Annotated in this window: 17 protein-coding genes; 2 read left to right on the forward strand and 15 right to left on the reverse strand. The window is 36.3% G+C overall.

The window, feature by feature from the left end:
- Window positions 1–147: 147 nt before the first annotated feature.
- Both AC3WJF_RS07615 and rpsU read right to left on the reverse strand, forming a co-directional pair.
- The gene (locus AC3WJF_RS07615) at window positions 148–594 is read right to left on the reverse strand and encodes a GatB/YqeY domain-containing protein (protein ID WP_492450848.1); all 447 of its coding nucleotides are present in this window, start codon (window positions 592–594) and stop codon (window positions 148–150) included.
- 14 nt (window positions 595–608) lie between these two features.
- Window positions 609–782: a 30S ribosomal protein S21 gene (rpsU, locus tag AC3WJF_RS07620; RefSeq protein ID WP_055739232.1), complete on the reverse strand. Its 174-nt coding sequence runs from the start codon at window positions 780–782 to the stop codon at window positions 609–611.
- A 293-nt stretch (window positions 783–1,075) separates the two neighbouring features.
- On the opposite strand from rpsU, the gene AC3WJF_RS07625 reads away from it, so the two are divergent.
- Window positions 1,076–2,011: a Na/Pi symporter gene (locus tag AC3WJF_RS07625; protein ID WP_492450851.1), complete on the forward strand. Its 936-nt coding sequence runs from the start codon at window positions 1,076–1,078 to the stop codon at window positions 2,009–2,011.
- A gap of 30 nt (window positions 2,012–2,041) precedes the next feature.
- Here the strand turns inward: AC3WJF_RS07625 and deoC are convergent, their stop codons facing one another.
- The 13 genes from deoC to gpr form a co-directional block, all read right to left on the reverse strand.
- Window positions 2,042–2,713 carry a deoxyribose-phosphate aldolase gene (gene deoC, locus AC3WJF_RS07630; protein ID WP_492450853.1) on the reverse strand — a complete coding sequence of 224 codons (672 nt, stop codon included), beginning with the start codon at window positions 2,711–2,713 and terminating at the stop codon, window positions 2,042–2,044.
- Between the two features lie 437 nt (window positions 2,714–3,150).
- Entirely contained in the window at window positions 3,151–4,506 is a 1,356-nt protein-coding gene (gene mtaB, locus AC3WJF_RS07635) for a tRNA (N(6)-L-threonylcarbamoyladenosine(37)-C(2))-methylthiotransferase MtaB (RefSeq protein ID WP_492450854.1), read from the reverse strand.
- A 6-nt stretch (window positions 4,507–4,512) separates the two neighbouring features.
- Window positions 4,513–5,262, reverse strand: a complete 750-nt coding sequence (locus AC3WJF_RS07640) for a 16S rRNA (uracil(1498)-N(3))-methyltransferase (protein WP_492450856.1) — start codon at window positions 5,260–5,262, stop codon at window positions 4,513–4,515.
- Window positions 5,263–5,268: 6 nt separating this feature from the next.
- Window positions 5,269–6,207, reverse strand: coding sequence for a 50S ribosomal protein L11 methyltransferase (gene prmA / locus AC3WJF_RS07645; RefSeq protein ID WP_492450858.1), 939 nt, complete (start codon window positions 6,205–6,207; stop codon window positions 5,269–5,271).
- A 23-nt stretch (window positions 6,208–6,230) separates the two neighbouring features.
- A complete protein-coding gene (dnaJ, locus tag AC3WJF_RS07650) occupies window positions 6,231–7,352 on the reverse strand; it encodes a molecular chaperone DnaJ (protein WP_492450860.1) in 1,122 nt (373 codons plus the stop codon).
- Window positions 7,353–7,665: 313 nt separating this feature from the next.
- Window positions 7,666–9,498 (reverse strand): molecular chaperone DnaK, encoded by a 1,833-nt coding sequence (dnaK, locus tag AC3WJF_RS07655; protein WP_492450861.1) that lies wholly within the window; start codon window positions 9,496–9,498, stop codon window positions 7,666–7,668.
- 32 nt (window positions 9,499–9,530) lie between these two features.
- Entirely contained in the window at window positions 9,531–10,115 is a 585-nt protein-coding gene (gene grpE / locus AC3WJF_RS07660) for a nucleotide exchange factor GrpE (RefSeq protein ID WP_492450863.1), read from the reverse strand.
- A 120-nt stretch (window positions 10,116–10,235) separates the two neighbouring features.
- Window positions 10,236–11,264, reverse strand: coding sequence for a heat-inducible transcriptional repressor HrcA (gene hrcA / locus AC3WJF_RS07665; RefSeq protein WP_492450865.1), 1,029 nt, complete (start codon window positions 11,262–11,264; stop codon window positions 10,236–10,238).
- Between the two features lie 385 nt (window positions 11,265–11,649).
- Window positions 11,650–12,780 (reverse strand): radical SAM family heme chaperone HemW, encoded by a 1,131-nt coding sequence (hemW, locus tag AC3WJF_RS07670; protein WP_492450866.1) that lies wholly within the window; start codon window positions 12,778–12,780, stop codon window positions 11,650–11,652.
- A gap of 79 nt (window positions 12,781–12,859) precedes the next feature.
- Window positions 12,860–14,692, reverse strand: coding sequence for a translation elongation factor 4 (gene lepA, locus AC3WJF_RS07675; RefSeq protein ID WP_492450868.1), 1,833 nt, complete (start codon window positions 14,690–14,692; stop codon window positions 12,860–12,862).
- 438 nt (window positions 14,693–15,130) lie between these two features.
- A complete protein-coding gene (locus tag AC3WJF_RS07680; protein ID WP_492450869.1) occupies window positions 15,131–15,466 on the reverse strand; it encodes a DUF3679 domain-containing protein in 336 nt (111 codons plus the stop codon).
- A 47-nt stretch (window positions 15,467–15,513) separates the two neighbouring features.
- Window positions 15,514–16,719: a stage II sporulation protein P gene (gene spoIIP, locus AC3WJF_RS07685; RefSeq protein WP_492450871.1), complete on the reverse strand. Its 1,206-nt coding sequence runs from the start codon at window positions 16,717–16,719 to the stop codon at window positions 15,514–15,516.
- A gap of 247 nt (window positions 16,720–16,966) precedes the next feature.
- Window positions 16,967–18,094 (reverse strand): GPR endopeptidase, encoded by a 1,128-nt coding sequence (gene gpr, locus AC3WJF_RS07690; protein ID WP_492450873.1) that lies wholly within the window; start codon window positions 18,092–18,094, stop codon window positions 16,967–16,969.
- A 265-nt stretch (window positions 18,095–18,359) separates the two neighbouring features.
- Here gpr and rpsT point away from each other — a divergent pair, with 265 nt between their 5' ends.
- Window positions 18,360–18,623, forward strand: a complete 264-nt coding sequence (gene rpsT, locus AC3WJF_RS07695; protein WP_492450875.1) for a 30S ribosomal protein S20 — start codon at window positions 18,360–18,362, stop codon at window positions 18,621–18,623.
- Window positions 18,624–18,653: the final 30 nt, after the last annotated feature.

Here is an 18,653-nt window from a genome sequence, read left to right on the forward strand (position 1 = left end):
GCTAATCACCCCCATTTTACCTATTCTACGATTAAAAAGCTTTGTAAGTTTCAAAAAAATGAAGCATTTCCAAAAGAAAAAATTTTCTTACGATGCCTTCTAAATAAAAAAGGTCGAAAAGTTCCCTTCTCGACCTTTTTTATCATTTTAAGATAAAAGCTGCTGTACTCTCTTGTTTACGGTTGCTCCATCTGCCTTACCTTTTACTTTCGGCATAATGGCATTCATGACTTTACCTATATCAGCTTTTGAGGTTGCATTTACTTCACGAATCGTTTCTTCAACAATCGCAGTCAATTCTTCTTCTGTTAGCTGTTTTGGCATATATATATTTACAAAAGTCAATTCCGTTTGAATTTTTTCAACTAGATCTTCACGACCTGCATCACTAAATTCTTGGAGGGAGTCTTTACGTTGCTTAACTTCGCGAGAAAGGATTGTCAACTCTTCTTCTTCAGTTAAATTTTCCTTTTTTAGCTTAATCGCTTCGTTTTGTAATGAAGCTTTAAGCAAACGAATGACAGAGAGTTTTTCTTTTTCTTTGTTTTTCATTGCTTTTTTCATATCTTCATTTAAACGCTCGAGAAGACCCATATTTTCACCCTCAATTAGAACTTACGTTTTCTAGCAGCTTCAGACTTTTTCTTACGTCTTACGCTTGGTTTTTCATAAAATTCGCGCTTTCTATATTCTTGCAAAGTTCCCGTTTTAGAAACTGAGCGTTTGAAGCGGCGAAGAGCATCTTCAAGCGATTCGTTTTTACGAACAACTGTTTTTGACATCTCTCTTTCCCTCCCTCCGAACACACTACGGTTACATGTTCACGCATGTAAAAAACCATGTACCTTGCAATTATAATATAACCTTCATTTTAGGTCAACAATCTTCCAAAAAACAATAAGTCAACTTTAAAATAAAAAAATGAAAGAGTGTCTTAAATAATAACATTATAGCAGGATATTCAATTGTTTTGCTAATCATAAGGAAATCTGTAAATTCGAATAGTTTATTAAATATACAACTTATAATCATGTCTTTTCACCTCATGCATACATTTAATTAGAGGTGGTAGGACATGTTGCATATAATCCTTTTTATATGTCTAGTAGGAATTTTTATTTTGGGGATTACCTGGTTAAGAATGGGTCTCTTTAATTTATCCGGCAAAGCAATGGAAAAATGGCTAAAACAAGTGACGAATACTCCTTTTAAAGGAATGCTTGTAGGAATTATTATGACTCCTATCCTGCAGAGTAGTGGTGCTGTCATGGTGATTACAGTGGGGTTAGTTGCAGCTGGGGTATTAGCATTTCCACAAACAATTGGAATTATATTAGGAACAAATATCGGCACTACTTTTACATTAGAATTCCTGTCATTTAATTTAACTATTCTTGTCATCCCCTTTTTCGTTTTGGGAATTATATGTATGTTTTTCCATAAAACAAAATTAAAAAGCTTAGGCTTGTGTTTTATTGGTTTCGCATTAATATTTTCTTCAATGAGATCCTTTGAACGGTTGGCTATCCCCTTAACGCAATTACCGGTTACACAAAAATTATTGATATTATTAAATGATCACTTTCTGTACGCATTTATAGTCGGAATAATCATTACAGCCTGTATCCAATCTGGCACTGTTATGACTGGTATAGCAATGAGTTTTTTAAGCGTCCACATATTTTCACTCGAAACAGGTATTGTCATAATGATTGGAGCAAATATTGGTACATGTATTACAGGTCTATTAGCAAGTATTGGAGCAGGAGAAGAAGCTAGATTAACGGCTTATGCACATATTTGGCTTAATGTAGGCGGTGCACTTATTTGTTTGCCATTTTTAAGTCAATTATCATCCATATGCCAAGAGCTATCTTCTTATCCCGAAACACAGCTTGCCCATGCGAGTGTTATTTTTAATTTGTTTTCATCCATTTTAGTATTGCCATTTGCTACTAAATTCGGACGACTTATTGTGAAAATTCATGGTAAAAAAACGATAATTAATTAAAAAAATAGAGATCAAATCCTCGTTTTTTAATTAATAGTCCGTATCACTTGTTAATCCTTGTACAATTTTCACGCCAGAGCTTGCACCTATACGTGTAGCACCTGCTTCTATCATAGCCTTTGCATCTTCTACACTTCTAACGCCACCTGAAGCTTTTACACCGATATCTGGTCCGACTGTTTTTCTCATTAAGGAAATATCTTCTGTAGTCGCTCCACCAGTAGAAAACCCTGTGGAGGTTTTCACAAAATCTGCACCTGCTTTAACGGCAATCTCACAAGCATGAACTTTTTCATCATCCGTTAATAAGCATGTTTCAATAATTACCTTTGTTAAGGCTTTTCCTTTTGCAGCATCTATCACCGCTTTTATATCGTTCTCTACTAGCTCATTATCACCGCTTTTTAATGCGCTAATATTGATGACCATGTCTATTTCACCGGCACCATTTTCAATTGCATTCTTTGTTTCAAATGCTTTTGTCTCAGGTGTACTCGCCCCAAGAGGAAAGCCAATTACAGTGCAGACCTTTACCTCTGTACCTTTTAGCCGTTCCGCACAATATTGTACCCATGTTGGATTTACACAAACAGATGCAAAAGAATATTCTTTTGCTTCCAGACATAGTGTATGTATTTGATCTTTTGTTGCGTCAGCCTTTAATTGTGTATGATCAATCATTTTGGCAATTGTTTGATTCATAATAAACTCCTCCTACTATATGTTCATTACTGCTTACTATACCATTTTCTTTACTTAGGTTCGAGCACTATCAGTTTGCCCATTAAATAATAAAATTTTCTTTAGAAACTTTAGAACAAATGCGCAAGCGCCTTGCTCATCGGCGTACGGATTTCGTAGTCTTCGACTGAGATAAAGGAAACCGTGCTCGGTAGTTCACGAGCAATTGAAAATTGCACTACCATTTTCACCGAGTAAAATTTGAAGTGTAATTTTACCTGATGTTGACTTATCGTAAGGAGGAGACGGAGAAATCCGCTAGCCGATAGGCGCTATTGAAATTGAAGTGCAAATTTCACCTGAAGCTAGACGTAGACAATTTGTTGAAAAATTATCCACAAGCTTGAATTTTATAATTTCCTAAACGATAAAAAAAGCTACAGAAAATTTCTGTAGCTTTATATTGCCTTAAGTTCGGTTTTATCAACGGTATCATCCATAATGCGAACAAACTGTCCCTCATTATAAGGATATCCTGCTTTTGTTATTTTCACTCTTACAAGCTTTCCAACCATATCTTCCGTAGCAGGGAAAACTACCTTCAAATAATTATCCGTATAGCCCTCATATAAGCCACTATTTGGATCTTCTTTAAACTTTTCTTCTGGAATGACCTCTAATACTTCGTTTTCGAATTGGGAAGAGTATTCTTTTGCAAGTTGATCTGAAAGAGCAATCAGACGATGTACTCGTTCATTTTTCACTTCTTCATCAATTTGATCTGTCATTCTAGCTGCAGGTGTTCCAGTACGTTTTGAATATGGGAATACATGAAGCTCAGAGAATTGATGATCTTTTATAAAATTATATGTTTCCATAAACTCTTCTTCGGTTTCACCAGGAAAACCAACAATAACATCAGATGTTACCGCAAGACCTGGTAATGCTTTCTTTAGCTTCACAAGTCTTTCTGCGTATTCCGCCATCGTGTATTTACGTCTCATTCTTTTTAAAACAGTGTCTGAACCAGACTGTAATGGAATATGCATATGTCTAACAATTAATTTAGATTTCTCGATTACTTCAATTACTTCATCTGTCAGCTGACTTGCTTCAATTGACGAGATTCTAATTCGTTTTAACCCTTTGACTTCTGCTTCCATATCACTTAATAGCATCGCTAAGTTATAATCCTTTAGATCTTGACCGTAACCACCAGTATGAATACCTGTTAAAACAATTTCTTTATAACCTGCATCTACTAATCCTTGTGCCTGACGGATAACCTCTTTCGGATCCCGTGAGCGCATTAGTCCGCGTGCCCAAGGAATAATACAGAAAGTGCAAAAGTTATTACAACCTTCTTGAATTTTTAATGATGCGCGTGTACGATCCGTAAATGCTGGAACATCTAATTCTTCATATACACGATTTTTCATAATATTTTTCACGCCATTAATTGGTTGGCGTTCTGTTTTATATTGTTCAATATACTCAAGCATTTTCACACGGTCTTGAGTACCTACTACTATATCAACACCTGGGATTGCCATAATTTCAGCCGGTGATGTTTGAGCATAGCATCCTGTTACGCAAATAACTGCATCTGGATTTTTACGAACTGCTCGTCTGATAACTTGACGGCTTTTTTTATCACCAGTGTTAGTTACTGTACAAGTATTTATGACATAAACATCTGATGTTGATTCAAACTCAACCCGTTCATAGCCTTGTTGTTTAAACAATTGCCATATCGCTTCTGTTTCATAATGGTTAACTTTACAACCTAAAGTATGAAATGCTACAGAGGACATTGTTTTTCACCTCATTAATTCTAAATGATAGGAAATTGCCGATAAAGCATATAATGGTGCGGTTTCTGTTCTAAGAATTCTCGGTCCAAACCCACAAATTTCAAAGTCATTATTCTTTAACAGCTCAATTTCCGAATTTGATATCCCGCCTTCTGGTCCAAAAACAATTAAAACCGTATCTTCGGGATTAAATTTTGCTAGCAATTTAGCAAAATTTGTACTTTCACCTTGTTTCGCATTTTCTTCATACGCAACAATTTTATGAGTATAGTTGGAACTAATTTTAAGTAACTCTTTAAAAGGGACTGGTGGTAGTATTGCTGGTTTATGCTGACGATGAGACTGTTCCGCTGCTTCTTCCGCAATTTTTTCCCATCTGGCAAGCTTTTTTTCCTTCTTTACGTCCCATTTAACGATCGAGCGATCCGCAATAAAAGGGATAAATTGAAATGCACCGAGTTCAGTTCCTTTTTGGATGATTAGTTCTAATTTATCCCCTTTAGGCAGTCCGCTCGCAATGGTAACATGAACAGGCATTTCTTTATTCATTTCTTCCCATTTTACAATAGAAGTAATAACCTCATCATTGGAAATATCCACTATTTCTGCTATACACGCCTTCTTCTCATGAAATACTAGATAAATTTTATCACCAGAAGACATTCTCATCACATGTGCAATATGATGAAAATAATCACCTTTTAAGGATATTTCATTCTCACCTGTATACTGTTCATCTAAAAAATAGCGTTGCAAACTATTTCACCTACGCTTTGCAATAAATGCAATCCAATCTTCCATTGCAATCGTTTCTTCAATGGAAAAGCCAGATTGAATGATTGCTTCTTTCACTTCATTTTTCTTTTGTTGAATAATTCCCGAAGCAATAAAATAACCATCTTTTTTCACTGCCTTAGCAACATCGTCCGTAAAACGCATGATGACTTCTGCTAAAATATTTGCTACCACAACATCTGCTTGCCTATCGACACCATTTAATAAATCATTTTTAGAAACCGAAACAACTTCTTGAACCTTATTCAGTTTAATATTTAATTTAGCAGATTGAACGGCAACTTCATCAAGATCAAGTGCGGTAACTTTATTTGCTCCAAGTAGTGCAGCAGCAATGCTTAAGACCCCTGATCCCGTTCCAACATCAATGACGTGATCGTTCTCTTTAACCGTGCGTTCCAATGCTTGAATACACATTACAGTTGTTGGATGTGTTCCGGTGCCAAATGCCATACCGGGATCTAATTCAATAATTAATTCATCACTATTAACCGGCTCATAATGTTCCCACGTAGGCACAATTGTAAATTTCGCCGAGATTTTAACAGGATTATAATATTTTTTCCAAGCAGTTGCCCATTCTTCCTCGTTCACTTCGCTGATGGAAACATTATTCTTGCCTATATCAATATTGAATAATGCTAAATTCGTTATTGCTTGCTTTATTTCTTCTACGGTTTCACCTAAAAAGCTATTAACAGGCAAATACGCTTTCATAATAACGCCTTCTTCGGGGTAATCTCCTGGATCAAGTTGGTAGATTTCTCCAAACTGATCTTCGCGTTCTTTAATGAGTTCAAATGGGTCTTCAATTACAACCCCGCTTGCACCTGCCTCGTGTAAAATATTTGAGATTGGTTCAATTGCTTCATTTGTAGTGTGAATCATGATCTCAGACCATTTCAAAACCTGCCAACTCCATTCATCCATTATTCCCCTTTAAAAGCTTTCTTCATTTTGCCGAAAAATGTTTCATGCTGTTCATCAGGAACATTTCCACTTATTTCACTGAATTCCCGAAGTAGTTGTTTTTGTCCATCCGTTAATTTCGTTGGAGTTATCACCTTCACATGGATGTTCTGGTCACCAACTCCATAGCCTCTAACATTTGGTACACCTTTTCCGCGCAAACGGAATTTTGTGCCTGTTTGTGTTCCAGCTGGAACTTTCAACTTAACTTTTCCATGCAATGTTGGCACTTCTATTTCATCACCTAATGCAGCTTGAGCAAAGGTAATTGGAATTTCACAGTAGATATCATCGCCATCACGTTCGAAAAACTCATGTTCTCTTACATGGAATACAACGTAAAGATCACCTGAAGGTCCACCGTTAATACCTGGCTCCCCTTGACCAGTCACACGTAATTGTTGTCCGTCATCAATACCTGCAGGAATTTTGACATTAATTTTTCGGCGTTTCTTAACTTTTCCAGCACCGCCACAAGTTTTACACTTATCTTTAATCATTTTCCCGGTTCCACTACAATAATGGCAAACTCTTCTGTTTACAATTTTTCCAAAAGGTGTATTTTGCTCTGTATTTAATTGACCGCTTCCATGACAATGTGAACATGTTTCCGGATTTGTTCCAGGCTTCGCACCTGTTCCATGACAAGTATCACATTCTTCTTCTCGTGGTATTTCGATTTCTGTTTCTTTTCCAAAAACAGCATCTTCAAAAGATAATGCCATCGTATATTGAAGATCCGCCCCTTGTCTTGGTGCATTCGGATCACGGCGTCTACCGCCACCGCCACCAAAGAACGTACTAAAAATATCCTCAAAGCCACCAAAACCACCAAAATCACTTGCACCGCCAAAACCTTGATTCGGATCTGTGTGCCCAAACTGATCATAATGTGCACGTTTGTCGTCTTCACTTAGTACTTCATATGCTTCTTTAATTTCTATAAATTTATCAGCTGCATCTGGAGCTTTATTAATATCCGGATGGTATTGTTTTGATAATTTTCGATACGCTTTTTTTATTTCATCTTTTGTAGCATTTTTCTGTAATCCTAATACTTCATAATAATCCCTTTTACTCATACAAACACACTCCCGAAACACTTAACATAAAGGTTATTTTAACATTCACAGTAGGAACAATCAATAAAAGAATACATCATAAGAAAAGTCAAAGCCAAGATGGACCTGACTTTGACTTTTATTCTTTACGGGAATTTCAAAAAACTCCCATCGCTTTTCTATTTGTCTAGCTACGGAGCCTATCGACTAGCAAACTTCCGGTCTCCTCCCTACGATAAGTCAACATCAGTTCCTGAGTTACCTCACTGTGTTTCCTTTATCTCAGTCGAAGCCCTACAGTTTGTACGTCGATGAGCAAGGCGCCTTCGCTTTTCTATTTATCGTCCTTGACTTCTTCAAATTCCGCATCTACAACATCGTCAGCTTTTTTAGAACCTTCTTGGCCCTCAGCATTTTGTGAAGCTTGCGCTTGTTTTGCAGCTTCTTCATATAATTTCACAGACAAGTTTTGCACAATCTCTTGAAGTGCTTCTTTCTTTTCACGAATTTCATTTAATTCATTTTTCTCTACTGCAGCTTTTAAGGCATCTTTTGCATCTTCCGCCTTTTTCACTTCTTCTTGATCGACTTTTCCTTCAAGATCTTTTAATGTTTTTTCGGTTGTAAAGATGAGCTGATCTGCCTCATTGCGTAATTCAACTTCTTCCTTACGCTCTTTATCTGCTTCCGCATTTTCTTCTGCTTCTTTCACCATACGATCAATTTCTTCATCAGAAAGGCCTGTGGAGGATTTAATCGTAATGTTTTGTTGTTTTCCAGTTCCTAAATCTTTAGCACTTACATTTACAATACCGTTTTTATCAATATCGAATGTAACTTCAATTTGTGGAATTCCTCGCGGTGCTGGCGGAATATCAGATAATTGGAAGCGACCAAGTGTTTTGTTGTCCGCTGCCATTGGACGTTCACCTTGCAATACATGAATATCAACAGCTGTTTGGCTATCAGCAGCAGTTGAGAATACTTGTGACTTAGATGTTGGAATCGTTGTATTGCGATCAATTAACTTTGTAAATACTGATCCCATTGTCTCAATACCTAATGAAAGTGGAGTTACATCAAGAAGTACAACGTCCTTCACATCTCCTGTTAATACACCACCTTGAATTGCTGCACCCATTGCAACAACTTCATCTGGGTTTACCCCTTTATGTGGTTCTTTACCAACTTCTTTGCGAATTGCATCTTGTACAGCAGGAATACGCGTAGATCCTCCTACTAAAATAACCTTATCGATTTCAGAAGGTGACAAACCTGCATCCTTTAACGCTTGACGAGTTGGTCCCATTGTACGCTCTACTAAACCAGCAGAAAGTTCATCAAATTTAGCACGTGTAAGTGTAAGTTCTAAATGTAATGGACCTGCTTCGCCAGCTGTAATAAATGGTAATGAGATTTGTGTAGAAGTAACACCGGATAAATCTTTTTTCGCTTTTTCAGCAGCATCCTTTAGACGCTGTAAAGCCATTCTATCTTTTGAAAGATCAATTCCATTCTCTTTCTTAAATTCCGCTACTAAATAATCGATAACGACTTGGTCAAAATCGTCCCCACCTAATCTATTATCACCAGCAGTAGCACGTACTTCAAATACACCGTCTCCAAGTTCCAAAATAGAAACGTCGAATGTACCACCACCAAGGTCATATACTAGGATAGTTTGATCTTGATCCATTTTATCTAAACCGTATGCTAATGCTGCAGCAGTCGGCTCATTGATGATACGTTCAACTTCTAAACCGGCAATTTTCCCAGCATCTTTTGTCGCTTGACGTTCCGCATCATTAAAATATGCAGGTACGGTAATAACAGCCTTATCAACTTTTTCTCCTAAGTATTCCTCTGCATATGATTTCAAATATTGAAGGATCATAGCAGAAAGTTCTTGTGGAGAATATTCTTTGCCTTCAATTGTTTCTTTATAGCTTGTTCCCATATGGCGTTTAATCGATATAATCGTATTGGGATTCGTAATTGCTTGACGCTTTGCAACCTCACCCACTTGACGTTCACCATTTTTAAATGCAACTACTGAAGGTGTTGTTCGATTTCCCTCCGGATTAGGAATTACCTTTGGTTCGCCACCCTCAAGGACTGATACACATGAGTTAGTTGTACCTAAGTCAATACCAATAATTTTGCTCATGTTTTTTCCTCCTACTCTTTAATATGTATAGATTACTGATTGACCTTTACCATAGATGGTCGGATAACACGGTCATTTAAAACATAGCCCTTTTGGAACTCTTCAACTACTGTATTAGATCCGTAGTTTTCATCTTCCACTTGCATGATTGCTTGATGATATTGCGGGTCGAATTCCTTCCCTACAGATTCAATCGATACGGCACCTTCTTGTTTCAATGCTTCAATAATGCTTCTGTACACCATATCCATTCCTTGCATAAGCTGTGATACTTGCTCATTATCTGGTGTAATTTGCATTGCGCGTTCGAAATTATCAATAGCAGGCAATAGATTTGTAATTAAATTCTGTGCTCTATATTTTTCACTTGATTCGCGTTCGATCCCGACACGTCTTCGGAAATTATCAAAATCTGCGCGCAATCTGAGATAGCGATTTTCTGATTCCTTTAATTTTTCTTCAAGCTCTTGAATTTGTTCTTGAACCAAGTTTGTTTCCACATTTGCATTATTATCATCTGAAGAATTATTTTCTTCAGCAAAGATTTCTTCTACACTTTCGCTGTGGTTTTCTTCTGTTTGTTCCATTTCTTCTGTCAGCTTTTTTTCATCTGCCATCTGCATTCACCTCCCTTAAGGACATAAAAAGAAATATCTATTCTTTATAAGTCATTGAAAATAACTAGAAATTAGCAAGACTCGCTAATCTCCAGTTACCTTTAAATATATCCAGCTCTGTTAGGCTTGATACAATTTCGTAAGCACTCTGGACATATCATTACTTAAAAAGTCTAACAAGCTAATTACCCTTGAATATTCCATTCTTGTTGGGCCTAAAATGGCAATTGTTCCAACCGGTTCATTTCTAACCGAATATGTTGCTGTAATAAGACTACAATTTTCCATTACTGACAACTTGTTTTCTTTCCCGATTTTGACATGAATACCTTTTGGGATTTGTCTGAATAAATCATAAAATCCTTGTTCACGTTCTATCATATCCATTAATGAACGAATTTTTTGGATATCATGAAACTCGGGTTGATTAAGCATATTTGCTTTCCCGCCGAAAAAGATTTTTTCATGATCAGGTATCATCAATGTTTCAGAAATGGTATATAACATGGAATCATAATTATGAATATGTTGCTTTAAAATTTCAGCAACTTCCTTGTAGATCTTATCCTTCAAATCATGAATAGGAACATTAACCAATCGCTCATTAAGTATATTCACCATACGTTCCAGTTCACCGACATTGAATCCATGCGGAAACGTAAACATCCTATTTTCAACGTGGCCGGTGTCCGTAATAATAATCGCTATAGCAGTATCATTATTAAGTGGAACAATTTGCAAATGTTTTAATTTTGTTTCCTTAACATCCGGTCCAAGTAGGATTGCTGTGTAATTTGTCAATTCAGATAGTATTTTCGCTGATTTTTGAACAATATTTTCAAGCTCGTAAATTCTTTCTGCGAAGATGGAATGAATCAGTGAAATATCTTTTGAATCAAGCTTTTGTGGTGACAGAATATGATCAACATAATAGCGATACCCTTTCTCTGAAGGAATTCTGCCTGACGATGTATGAGTCTTTTCAATAAAACCTAACTCTTCAAGGTCAGCCATTTCATTTCGGATCGTAGCAGAACTAAATGAAATTTCTTCTTTTTTGGAAAGAGTTCTTGAACCCACTGGTTGTGCAGACCGAATAAAATCATCAATAATTACTTGTAATATAAGGAGTTGACGATCTGATAACAACTTCTATCACCTCTGTTAGCACTCTTCGAGGATGAGTGCTAAATCTAATAATAAATTATCAAAACAGGTCGATAATGTCAACATATTTGCACAGTAGATCAAATGCGCGGGGCGCCTTGCACATCGGCGTACGGATTTCGTAGTCTGCGACTGAGATAAAGGAAACCGTGCTCGGTAGTTCACGAGCTATTGAAAATTGAACTACCATTTTCACCGAGTGAAATTTGAAGTACCAATTTCACCTGATGTTGACTTATCGTAGGGAGGAGACGTAGAAATCCGCTAGCCGATAGGCGCTATTGAAATTGAAGTGCAAATTTCACCTGAAGCTAGACGTAGACAACTTTTATAAAAGGTCAAACACAGTATAAAATTTATATAATTTCTAATTCATAAGAAAAGCCTGAAATACTTCGTTCCCGATAAATCTGCCTTCTTTTGTCAATTTGATCCTATCATCTGTTACTTCTAGAAGCTTTTTTTCAACCATTTCAGAAATAGCATTTGCAAATATTTTTAAAACATCTTCATTATATTTTTCCTTAAAATGCAATAAACTTACACCGTCATTTTTCCTTAAGCCTAAAAACATTTCCTCTTCCATCATTTCCTGTTTCGTAAGTTTGTGCTGTTCAAAGATAGGCAGTTCATCCTTTTCCAATGGGGTAAGATACTTTTTAACTGGCCCATAGTTTGAACTTCTTACTTGATTAACATAACCATGTGCACCCGCACCGAAACCGAAATACTCTTCATTTTTCCAATAAACGAGATTATGTTTACTTTCGTATCCAAGTTTAGAAAAATTGCTGATTTCGTATTGGTTTAATCCGTATTTATCCATTTCTGTCATTAAGAGCTGATACATCTTGGCATCAGCTTCCTCTGATGGAAGATGAAGCTTCCCTTTTTTCATTAAATTATAAAAGACAGTTTTCGGTTCAACAATTAATGAGTAACTAGAATAATGAGGAAGATTTAATAATAAAGCAGTCTTTAAAGTGGAACGGAAATCCTCCTCGGTTTGCCCAGGAAGACCGTAAATTAAATCAATACTAATATTTTCAAATCCTGTTTTTTCTGCTTTTGCTAACGTTTCAAATACATCTGCAGAAGTATGTGTACGGCCAATTTTTTTTAATAAATCATCATTAAATGACTGAACCCCAAAGCTTAAGCGATTCACTCCATATTCACGTAAGATCCTTAGCTTTTCATCCGATAAATCACCTGGGTTTGCTTCGAATGTAAACTCACCATTGTAAAAAGGAAGGATAGACCGAATTCCGTTGCATAGCTTATCCAACTGGGATTCGTTTAGGACAGTTGGCGTACCTCCTCCTACAAAAATAGTTTTTAATTCCTTTGTTGGAGTACTATCCAATTGTAGTTTCATTTCTTTTAATAATCCTTCAATATATTCTTCCACTGGCTGGCCCTTTAAAAACACTTTATTAAAATCACAGTAATAACAAATATGTTCACAAAAAGGAATATGAATATATGCAGCTTCCATTACATCACGACCTATCAATTTATAGAATAGAAAAGAGGGAGTTCTACTTCCCTTAGCATACTCCCCCCTTAAAATACCACTATTTTGGATTGTTATCGTCCATTTTGAGAATAGCCATAAATGCTTCTTGAGGCACTTCAACAGAACCTACTTGCTTCATGCGCTTTTTCCCTTCTTTTTGTTTCTCAAGAAGTTTACGTTTTCGTGAAATGTCGCCTCCGTAACATTTGGCAAGTACATTCTTACGCATTGCTTTAATAGTTGAACGGGCAACTATCTTTTGACCAACAGCAGCTTGAATAGGTACCTCAAACTGTTGGCGTGGAATAATTTCTTTTAACTTTTCTACAATTATCTTTCCACGTTCATATGCAAAATCACGGTGAACAATAAAGCTTAATGCATCAACCTTTTCAGTGTTCAAAAGAATATCCATTTTCACTAGCTTGGAAGGCTTATAGCCAATTAATTCATAATCAAATGAAGCATATCCTTTTGTGCTAGATTTCAATTGATCAAAGAAATCATAAACAATTTCAGAAAGTGGGATTTCATAAACAACATTTACACGGATATCATCCAAATACTGCATATCAATAAAATTACCGCGTTTAGCCTGAGACAGTTCCATAACCGCTCCAACATAATCATTAGGAACCATTATCGATGCTTTTACATATGGCTCTTCAACCCTATCAATTTTTTGCGGATCAGGCATATTTGATGGGTTATCTACATTCAATTCCGTTCCATCCGTTAAGTGAACAGTATAAATAACACTTGGAGCCGTTGTAATTAAATCAATTTTAAATTCCCGTTCAATACGTTCTTGGATAATTTCCATGTGTAGCAATCCTAGAAATCCACAGCGGAATCCAAAGCCAAGAGCTTGGGATGTTTCCGGTTCAAATTGAAGAGATGAGTCGTTTAATTCAAGTTTTTCCAATGCATCTCGTAAATCATTAAATTTAGCCGAGTCAATTGGATAAAGACCACAATAAACCATTGGATTTAACTTTCTATAACCAGGGAGTGGCACATTTGCAGGGTTTTTAGCGCTTGTAATTGTATCCCCAACGCGAGTATCTCCAACATTTTTTATAGCCGCCGTTAGGAATCCTACGTCACCTACAGTAAGTTCATCACATAGCGTTTGTTTTGGCGTGTGAACCCCAACTTCCGTCACTTCAAATTCTTTTCCTGTTGCCATCATTCGGATTTTATCGCCTACTTTTACAGATCCTTCAACCACACGGATATATGCAATAACTCCACGATATGCATCATATAGGGAATCAAAAATAAGTGCTTTTAAAGGTGCATCTGGATCACCAGCTGGTGCTGGCACCTTCTCGACAATTTGCTCGAGAATTTCTTCAATACCGATACCAGCCTTTGCCGAAGCTAGAACAGCCTCAGATGCATCAAGTCCGATCACATCCTCAACTTCTTGTCTTACCCTCTCTGGATCGGCAGCAGGTAAATCTATTTTATTGATAACTGGTAATATTTCTAGATTATTATCAAGTGCTAAATAGACATTTGCTAATGTTTGAGCTTCAATACCTTGAGCAGCATCCACGACGAGTATTGCACCTTCACATGCCGCCAAACTCCTTGAAACTTCATAAGTAAAATCAACATGTCCTGGAGTATCAATTAAGTGGAGAATGTAATTCTCTCCATCTTTAGCTGTATATTTTAATTGGACTGCGTTTAATTTTATTGTTATCCCACGCTCACGTTCAAGATCCATAGAATCTAGCAATTGAGCCTTCATTTCACGAGAGGTTAATGCGTTTGTTTTTTCTAATATACGATCTGCTAAGGTAGATTTGCCATGATCGATATGTGCAATAATAGAAAAGTTGCGAATTTTTGCTTGTCGTTGTAGTTTTTCTTCATGATTCATAATGTTTCACTCCTGTTAATCGACACGTATACACTATTTTTGATTATATCAGCACGTATTTTAAGATTCAACAAGAAAAGCGCAAACGCCTTGCTCATCGGCGTACGGATGAGTGAAATTTGTACTCCCAATTTCACCTTCGTAGTCTGCGACTGAGATAAAGGAAACACAACGAGGTAGTTCACGAGTTATTGAAAATTGAACTACCATTTTCACCGAGTAAAATTTGAAGTTTAATTTTACCGAGTGAAATTAGCATTTCCAATTTCACCTGATGCCCGCTTATCGTAGGGAGGAGACGTAGAAATCCGCTAGCCGATAGGCGCTATTGAAATTGAAGTACAAATTTCACTTGGAGCTAGACAACAAGAAAAGTGCAAGCCGCTTAGCTAGACATAAAGAAAAGCATCCGTTTTTATAGTTGGATGCTTTTTCCATTTATATTATTGAAGATACAAGTTCAATGATTTTTTCTGTCATGGAAGAAATAATGTTCGTTAATGCTTTTCCTAATGATGAGAAAAGATTAAATGCTTTAATATTTTGCAAATGTTCTTTTTTTTCATCCAAATTATGGGATGTTGTTTTTTTTCCTAATCCAGAAGTTTCCGTATTTCCATTGTTTTTTTCATGAAAAGTAACGGGGGATTGTAATGTTGGATCATTATATCCCTTCATCTTAACCATTCCCTCATTCGCTTTTTCCATGCCTACTAAAACACCTACAAATAATAATGCGATAAGCAAGGAACATTTAATAAAAAACCTTGTCATTTTCATCATTCCTTTATTTTAATGAAGCACCTTGAAATTCCGCTATCTTAATTTTTTACAGGTGGCTGCTCTCCATCTACCTTTTCTGCCTGCCAATAATAGTCACTAAATACATCTGCAAGGGCAGTTACCGATCTATACATTTCTTCAAACGTATTATCGACTCCACCTACTTCAATTAAAAATGAATTGGATGAAAGGTCTTGATTAAATTTTCCGTTAGTACTTGCACCAGCCTTTTGAATTACCCCTTTACTCAATCCCTTATATCTTTTTTCAAGACGCCTGTGCAATTCCTTTGCAAGTTGAGAATTCTTTTCATGATTAGGATTTTCTCCACCGATAACAAAAGAAATCTTTGCATATGATTGACCATTTATTTTCACAGTTGTTTTCTGCTTTCGTTCCGAATCACGATGAATATCAATAAAATAATTTAGATTTCGATTCCCAGCCATCGCTTCTCGAACGAGTGTTCTCGACTCGAGATAGGACTGCCCATATTTCCAACCCTTTTTTAACAAGAGACTTTGAACGTCCGTTTTATCAATAAACGTTCCAATACCACGATCCTCTAATTCCTCTTTAAACTTTTCACCGACCATTGTCACGTTGATTTTCGAGTGGCTTGCCGCATTTGGGTCTGTTACCCCTTTTAAATATGGTAAGTATGATTCTCTAGTATGAGTAAAATACAGGAATACTACCTTCTTTTTCCCTGTCGATAATGTTGTGTTTTGTTTATTGGAATCCTTCGATTTATTGGTATCCATAATATTTTCTGTATTTTTTAAATCCGGATCCTTTTTCGAATGAAATACTCCATCCGGTGGAACTGATTCAATCGGGAGGTTCGTATAATTTAATCCTTCTCCTGCTACGAGTATTTTACTATCAAACATATAAAATCCTGGAAGCTCTCTACTGATAAAACTTCTTGGGTCTTTAAAACTAACATTTGTCACTAGATTAAAAATAATATTTCCTAGAGATACAGAATCACTGGTTTTCTGTATACCAGAACTTAATACATGACTTTCCGACGCCATAAGATGATAGAGAACTTGTCCTGACATATGTGAACTTGCATCTGTTACTAGATTTGAATTCATTCTATATCCAGGTTTTATCGTCGTTAATATTCCTGTTAATGAAAAAATAAGAATAAGGGTTAGAACGATAATACCAATGAATTTCAAAATACTAGATAATTGTAATGTGATAACAAAGCTTTGATTTTTGTATGGTTTCATTTGTTCCACCCTCTCGTAGCTAATCTATTACAATGTATGAAATTACTAGAGAAAGTAGAACAAAATTTGCTAGCTTTAATGGCTCTTTTCTTAATCAGTGTTGCTTTGTTAACAGAAACCTTATACATATCCTTGTTCAGATTAAGAAAGAAGAATTTCTTAAAAAAAGATGCCCCGACATAAAGTCCACGTTAAGGTTATTAACCATTTACGAAAAATAACAATCAATTTCAAAGATGGTCACCATTTACCTTGTTTTATAACCGCTATCCGTTTGATCAACCACTTGATGGAGAGCTGCATTTAACCCCGTTGCTATTAAATTTGACATGTCCTCTATGAAGAGATCCACTTCCTTTGGTGTAACCATTAAATTATGACCAAGCGGCGCTAATACTTCATGGATAAGACGCCGTTTTTCTTCATCCTCAAGGCCACCAATCATCCCCAAGAACATTTTTCGATGCTCCTCACCGGGTAAATCAGCTTCTGTTAACACACGTTTTTCTCCAAATGTCATCCCAGACGGTGCAAGCGAACTAGACGGCCTGCCCCCTTCTCTCATTTCTTTCCCGAAGTGTTTTAATAGATAATCAATAGTATCACTTGTAATAGAAACTGCGTCGACAACTGTGGGGACTCCAATAGCGATAACAGGCACACCCAATGTTTCTTTGCTTAATTCCTTTCGTTTGTTCCCCACTCCAGATCCAGGATGAATGCCAGTATCTGAGATTTGGATGGTTGCATTCACTCTTTCAATAGAGCGAGATGCCAAAGCATCAATTGCAATAATAAAATCAGGTTTTGCTTTTTCTGCAACACCAAAAATAATATCGCTTGTTTCAATCCCTGTTAACCCCATTACTCCAGGTGCTAAGGCACTTACAGATCGATAACCTTCTTCTACATTATCTGGATCAAGTTGAAATAAATGCCGAGTTACGATTACATTTTCACAAACCATTGGACCTAATGCGTCAGGCGTAACATTCCAATTTCCTAATCCAACGATTAAGCAACTGGCATCTTTCGGGATATTTAGTTGCTTAAGAAATTGACTAAATTCGTTTGCAAAGACCTTTTCCACTTTTTGCTGTAATACCGTATCATGTTGGCGGATACCTTGGACTTCAATAGTTAAGTAATATCCTGCCTTTTTTCCAATCACCTGTTCTCCTTCTTTTGTAATTTCGACTGTTGAAATTTTTATATCGTCTACGGTTCGTTCTTTAACAATAACGCCATCAATTTCTGTAGCTTTTTCATCATTCAGTTTATGTTTTCGATCCTCTACAACCATTTCGCGTGCTTCGAGGGCTAGATCGGTTCTTACTGAATACAAACTTAAATCCAGCTTTTCTTCCCTTTTCAATCCTATTCCTCCTTTTTTTCTTAAATCACTTAGAATTTATCCATAATTTACATGATTACCTTACAAATTAAAATTCATTCATTTTAGGTTCTACTATTACGTTTTTGATAAAGAAAAGAATCCTAAATACCCTTTTCCATTTATAGATAAATTCTGTTTTTGTCTATTAGTATTGCAAAATCACCACTCGTTTGATAAAATATCACTTGTTCTTACTGTGAAAGTCGAGTAGTGATTTCTTTATTACTCGTAGGAGGTGAAATAAATGCCAAATATTAAATCTGCTATCAAACGCGTTAAAACAAGCGAAGAGCGTAATGCACAAAACTCAGCTCAAAAATCAACTATGCGTACGGCTGTGAAGAAATTCGAAGCTGCAGTTGTAAATAAAGATGAAAACGCTAAAACATTATTAGCTACTGCTGTTAAGCAACTTGATAAAGCTGCTTCTAACGGTCTTATTCATAAAAACACTGCAAACAGACAAAAAGCACGCTTAATGAAAAAATTAACTGTTGCAAATGCATAATAAAAACGATCCAGAATGGATCGTTTTTTT

It is taken from the genome of Heyndrickxia sp. FW510-T9, assembly GCF_058781025.1.

What these genes read in the sequence shown, in the direction of transcription:
- AC3WJF_RS07615 (WP_492450848.1), bottom strand. Translation starts at nt 594, where the DNA reads ATGGGTCTTCTCGAGCGTTTAAATGAAGATATGAAAAAAGCAATGAAA.
- rpsU (WP_055739232.1), bottom strand. Translation starts at nt 782, where the DNA reads ATGTCAAAAACAGTTGTTCGTAAAAACGAATCGCTTGAAGATGCTCTT.
- AC3WJF_RS07625 (WP_492450851.1), top strand. Translation starts at nt 1,076, where the DNA reads ATGTTGCATATAATCCTTTTTATATGTCTAGTAGGAATTTTTATTTTG.
- deoC (WP_492450853.1), bottom strand. Translation starts at nt 2,713, where the DNA reads ATGAATCAAACAATTGCCAAAATGATTGATCATACACAATTAAAGGCT.
- mtaB (WP_492450854.1), bottom strand. Translation starts at nt 4,506, where the DNA reads ATGTCCTCTGTAGCATTTCATACTTTAGGTTGTAAAGTTAACCATTAT.
- dnaJ (WP_492450860.1), bottom strand. Translation starts at nt 7,352, where the DNA reads ATGAGTAAAAGGGATTATTATGAAGTATTAGGATTACAGAAAAATGCT.
- dnaK (WP_492450861.1), bottom strand. Translation starts at nt 9,498, where the DNA reads ATGAGCAAAATTATTGGTATTGACTTAGGTACAACTAACTCATGTGTA.
- grpE (WP_492450863.1), bottom strand. Translation starts at nt 10,115, where the DNA reads ATGGCAGATGAAAAAAAGCTGACAGAAGAAATGGAACAAACAGAAGAA.
- hemW (WP_492450866.1), bottom strand. Translation starts at nt 12,780, where the DNA reads ATGGAAGCTGCATATATTCATATTCCTTTTTGTGAACATATTTGTTAT.
- lepA (WP_492450868.1), bottom strand. Translation starts at nt 14,692, where the DNA reads ATGAATCATGAAGAAAAACTACAACGACAAGCAAAAATTCGCAACTTT.
- AC3WJF_RS07680 (WP_492450869.1), bottom strand. Translation starts at nt 15,466, where the DNA reads ATGACAAGGTTTTTTATTAAATGTTCCTTGCTTATCGCATTATTATTT.
- spoIIP (WP_492450871.1), bottom strand. Translation starts at nt 16,719, where the DNA reads ATGAAACCATACAAAAATCAAAGCTTTGTTATCACATTACAATTATCT.
- rpsT (WP_492450875.1), top strand. Translation starts at nt 18,360, where the DNA reads ATGCCAAATATTAAATCTGCTATCAAACGCGTTAAAACAAGCGAAGAG.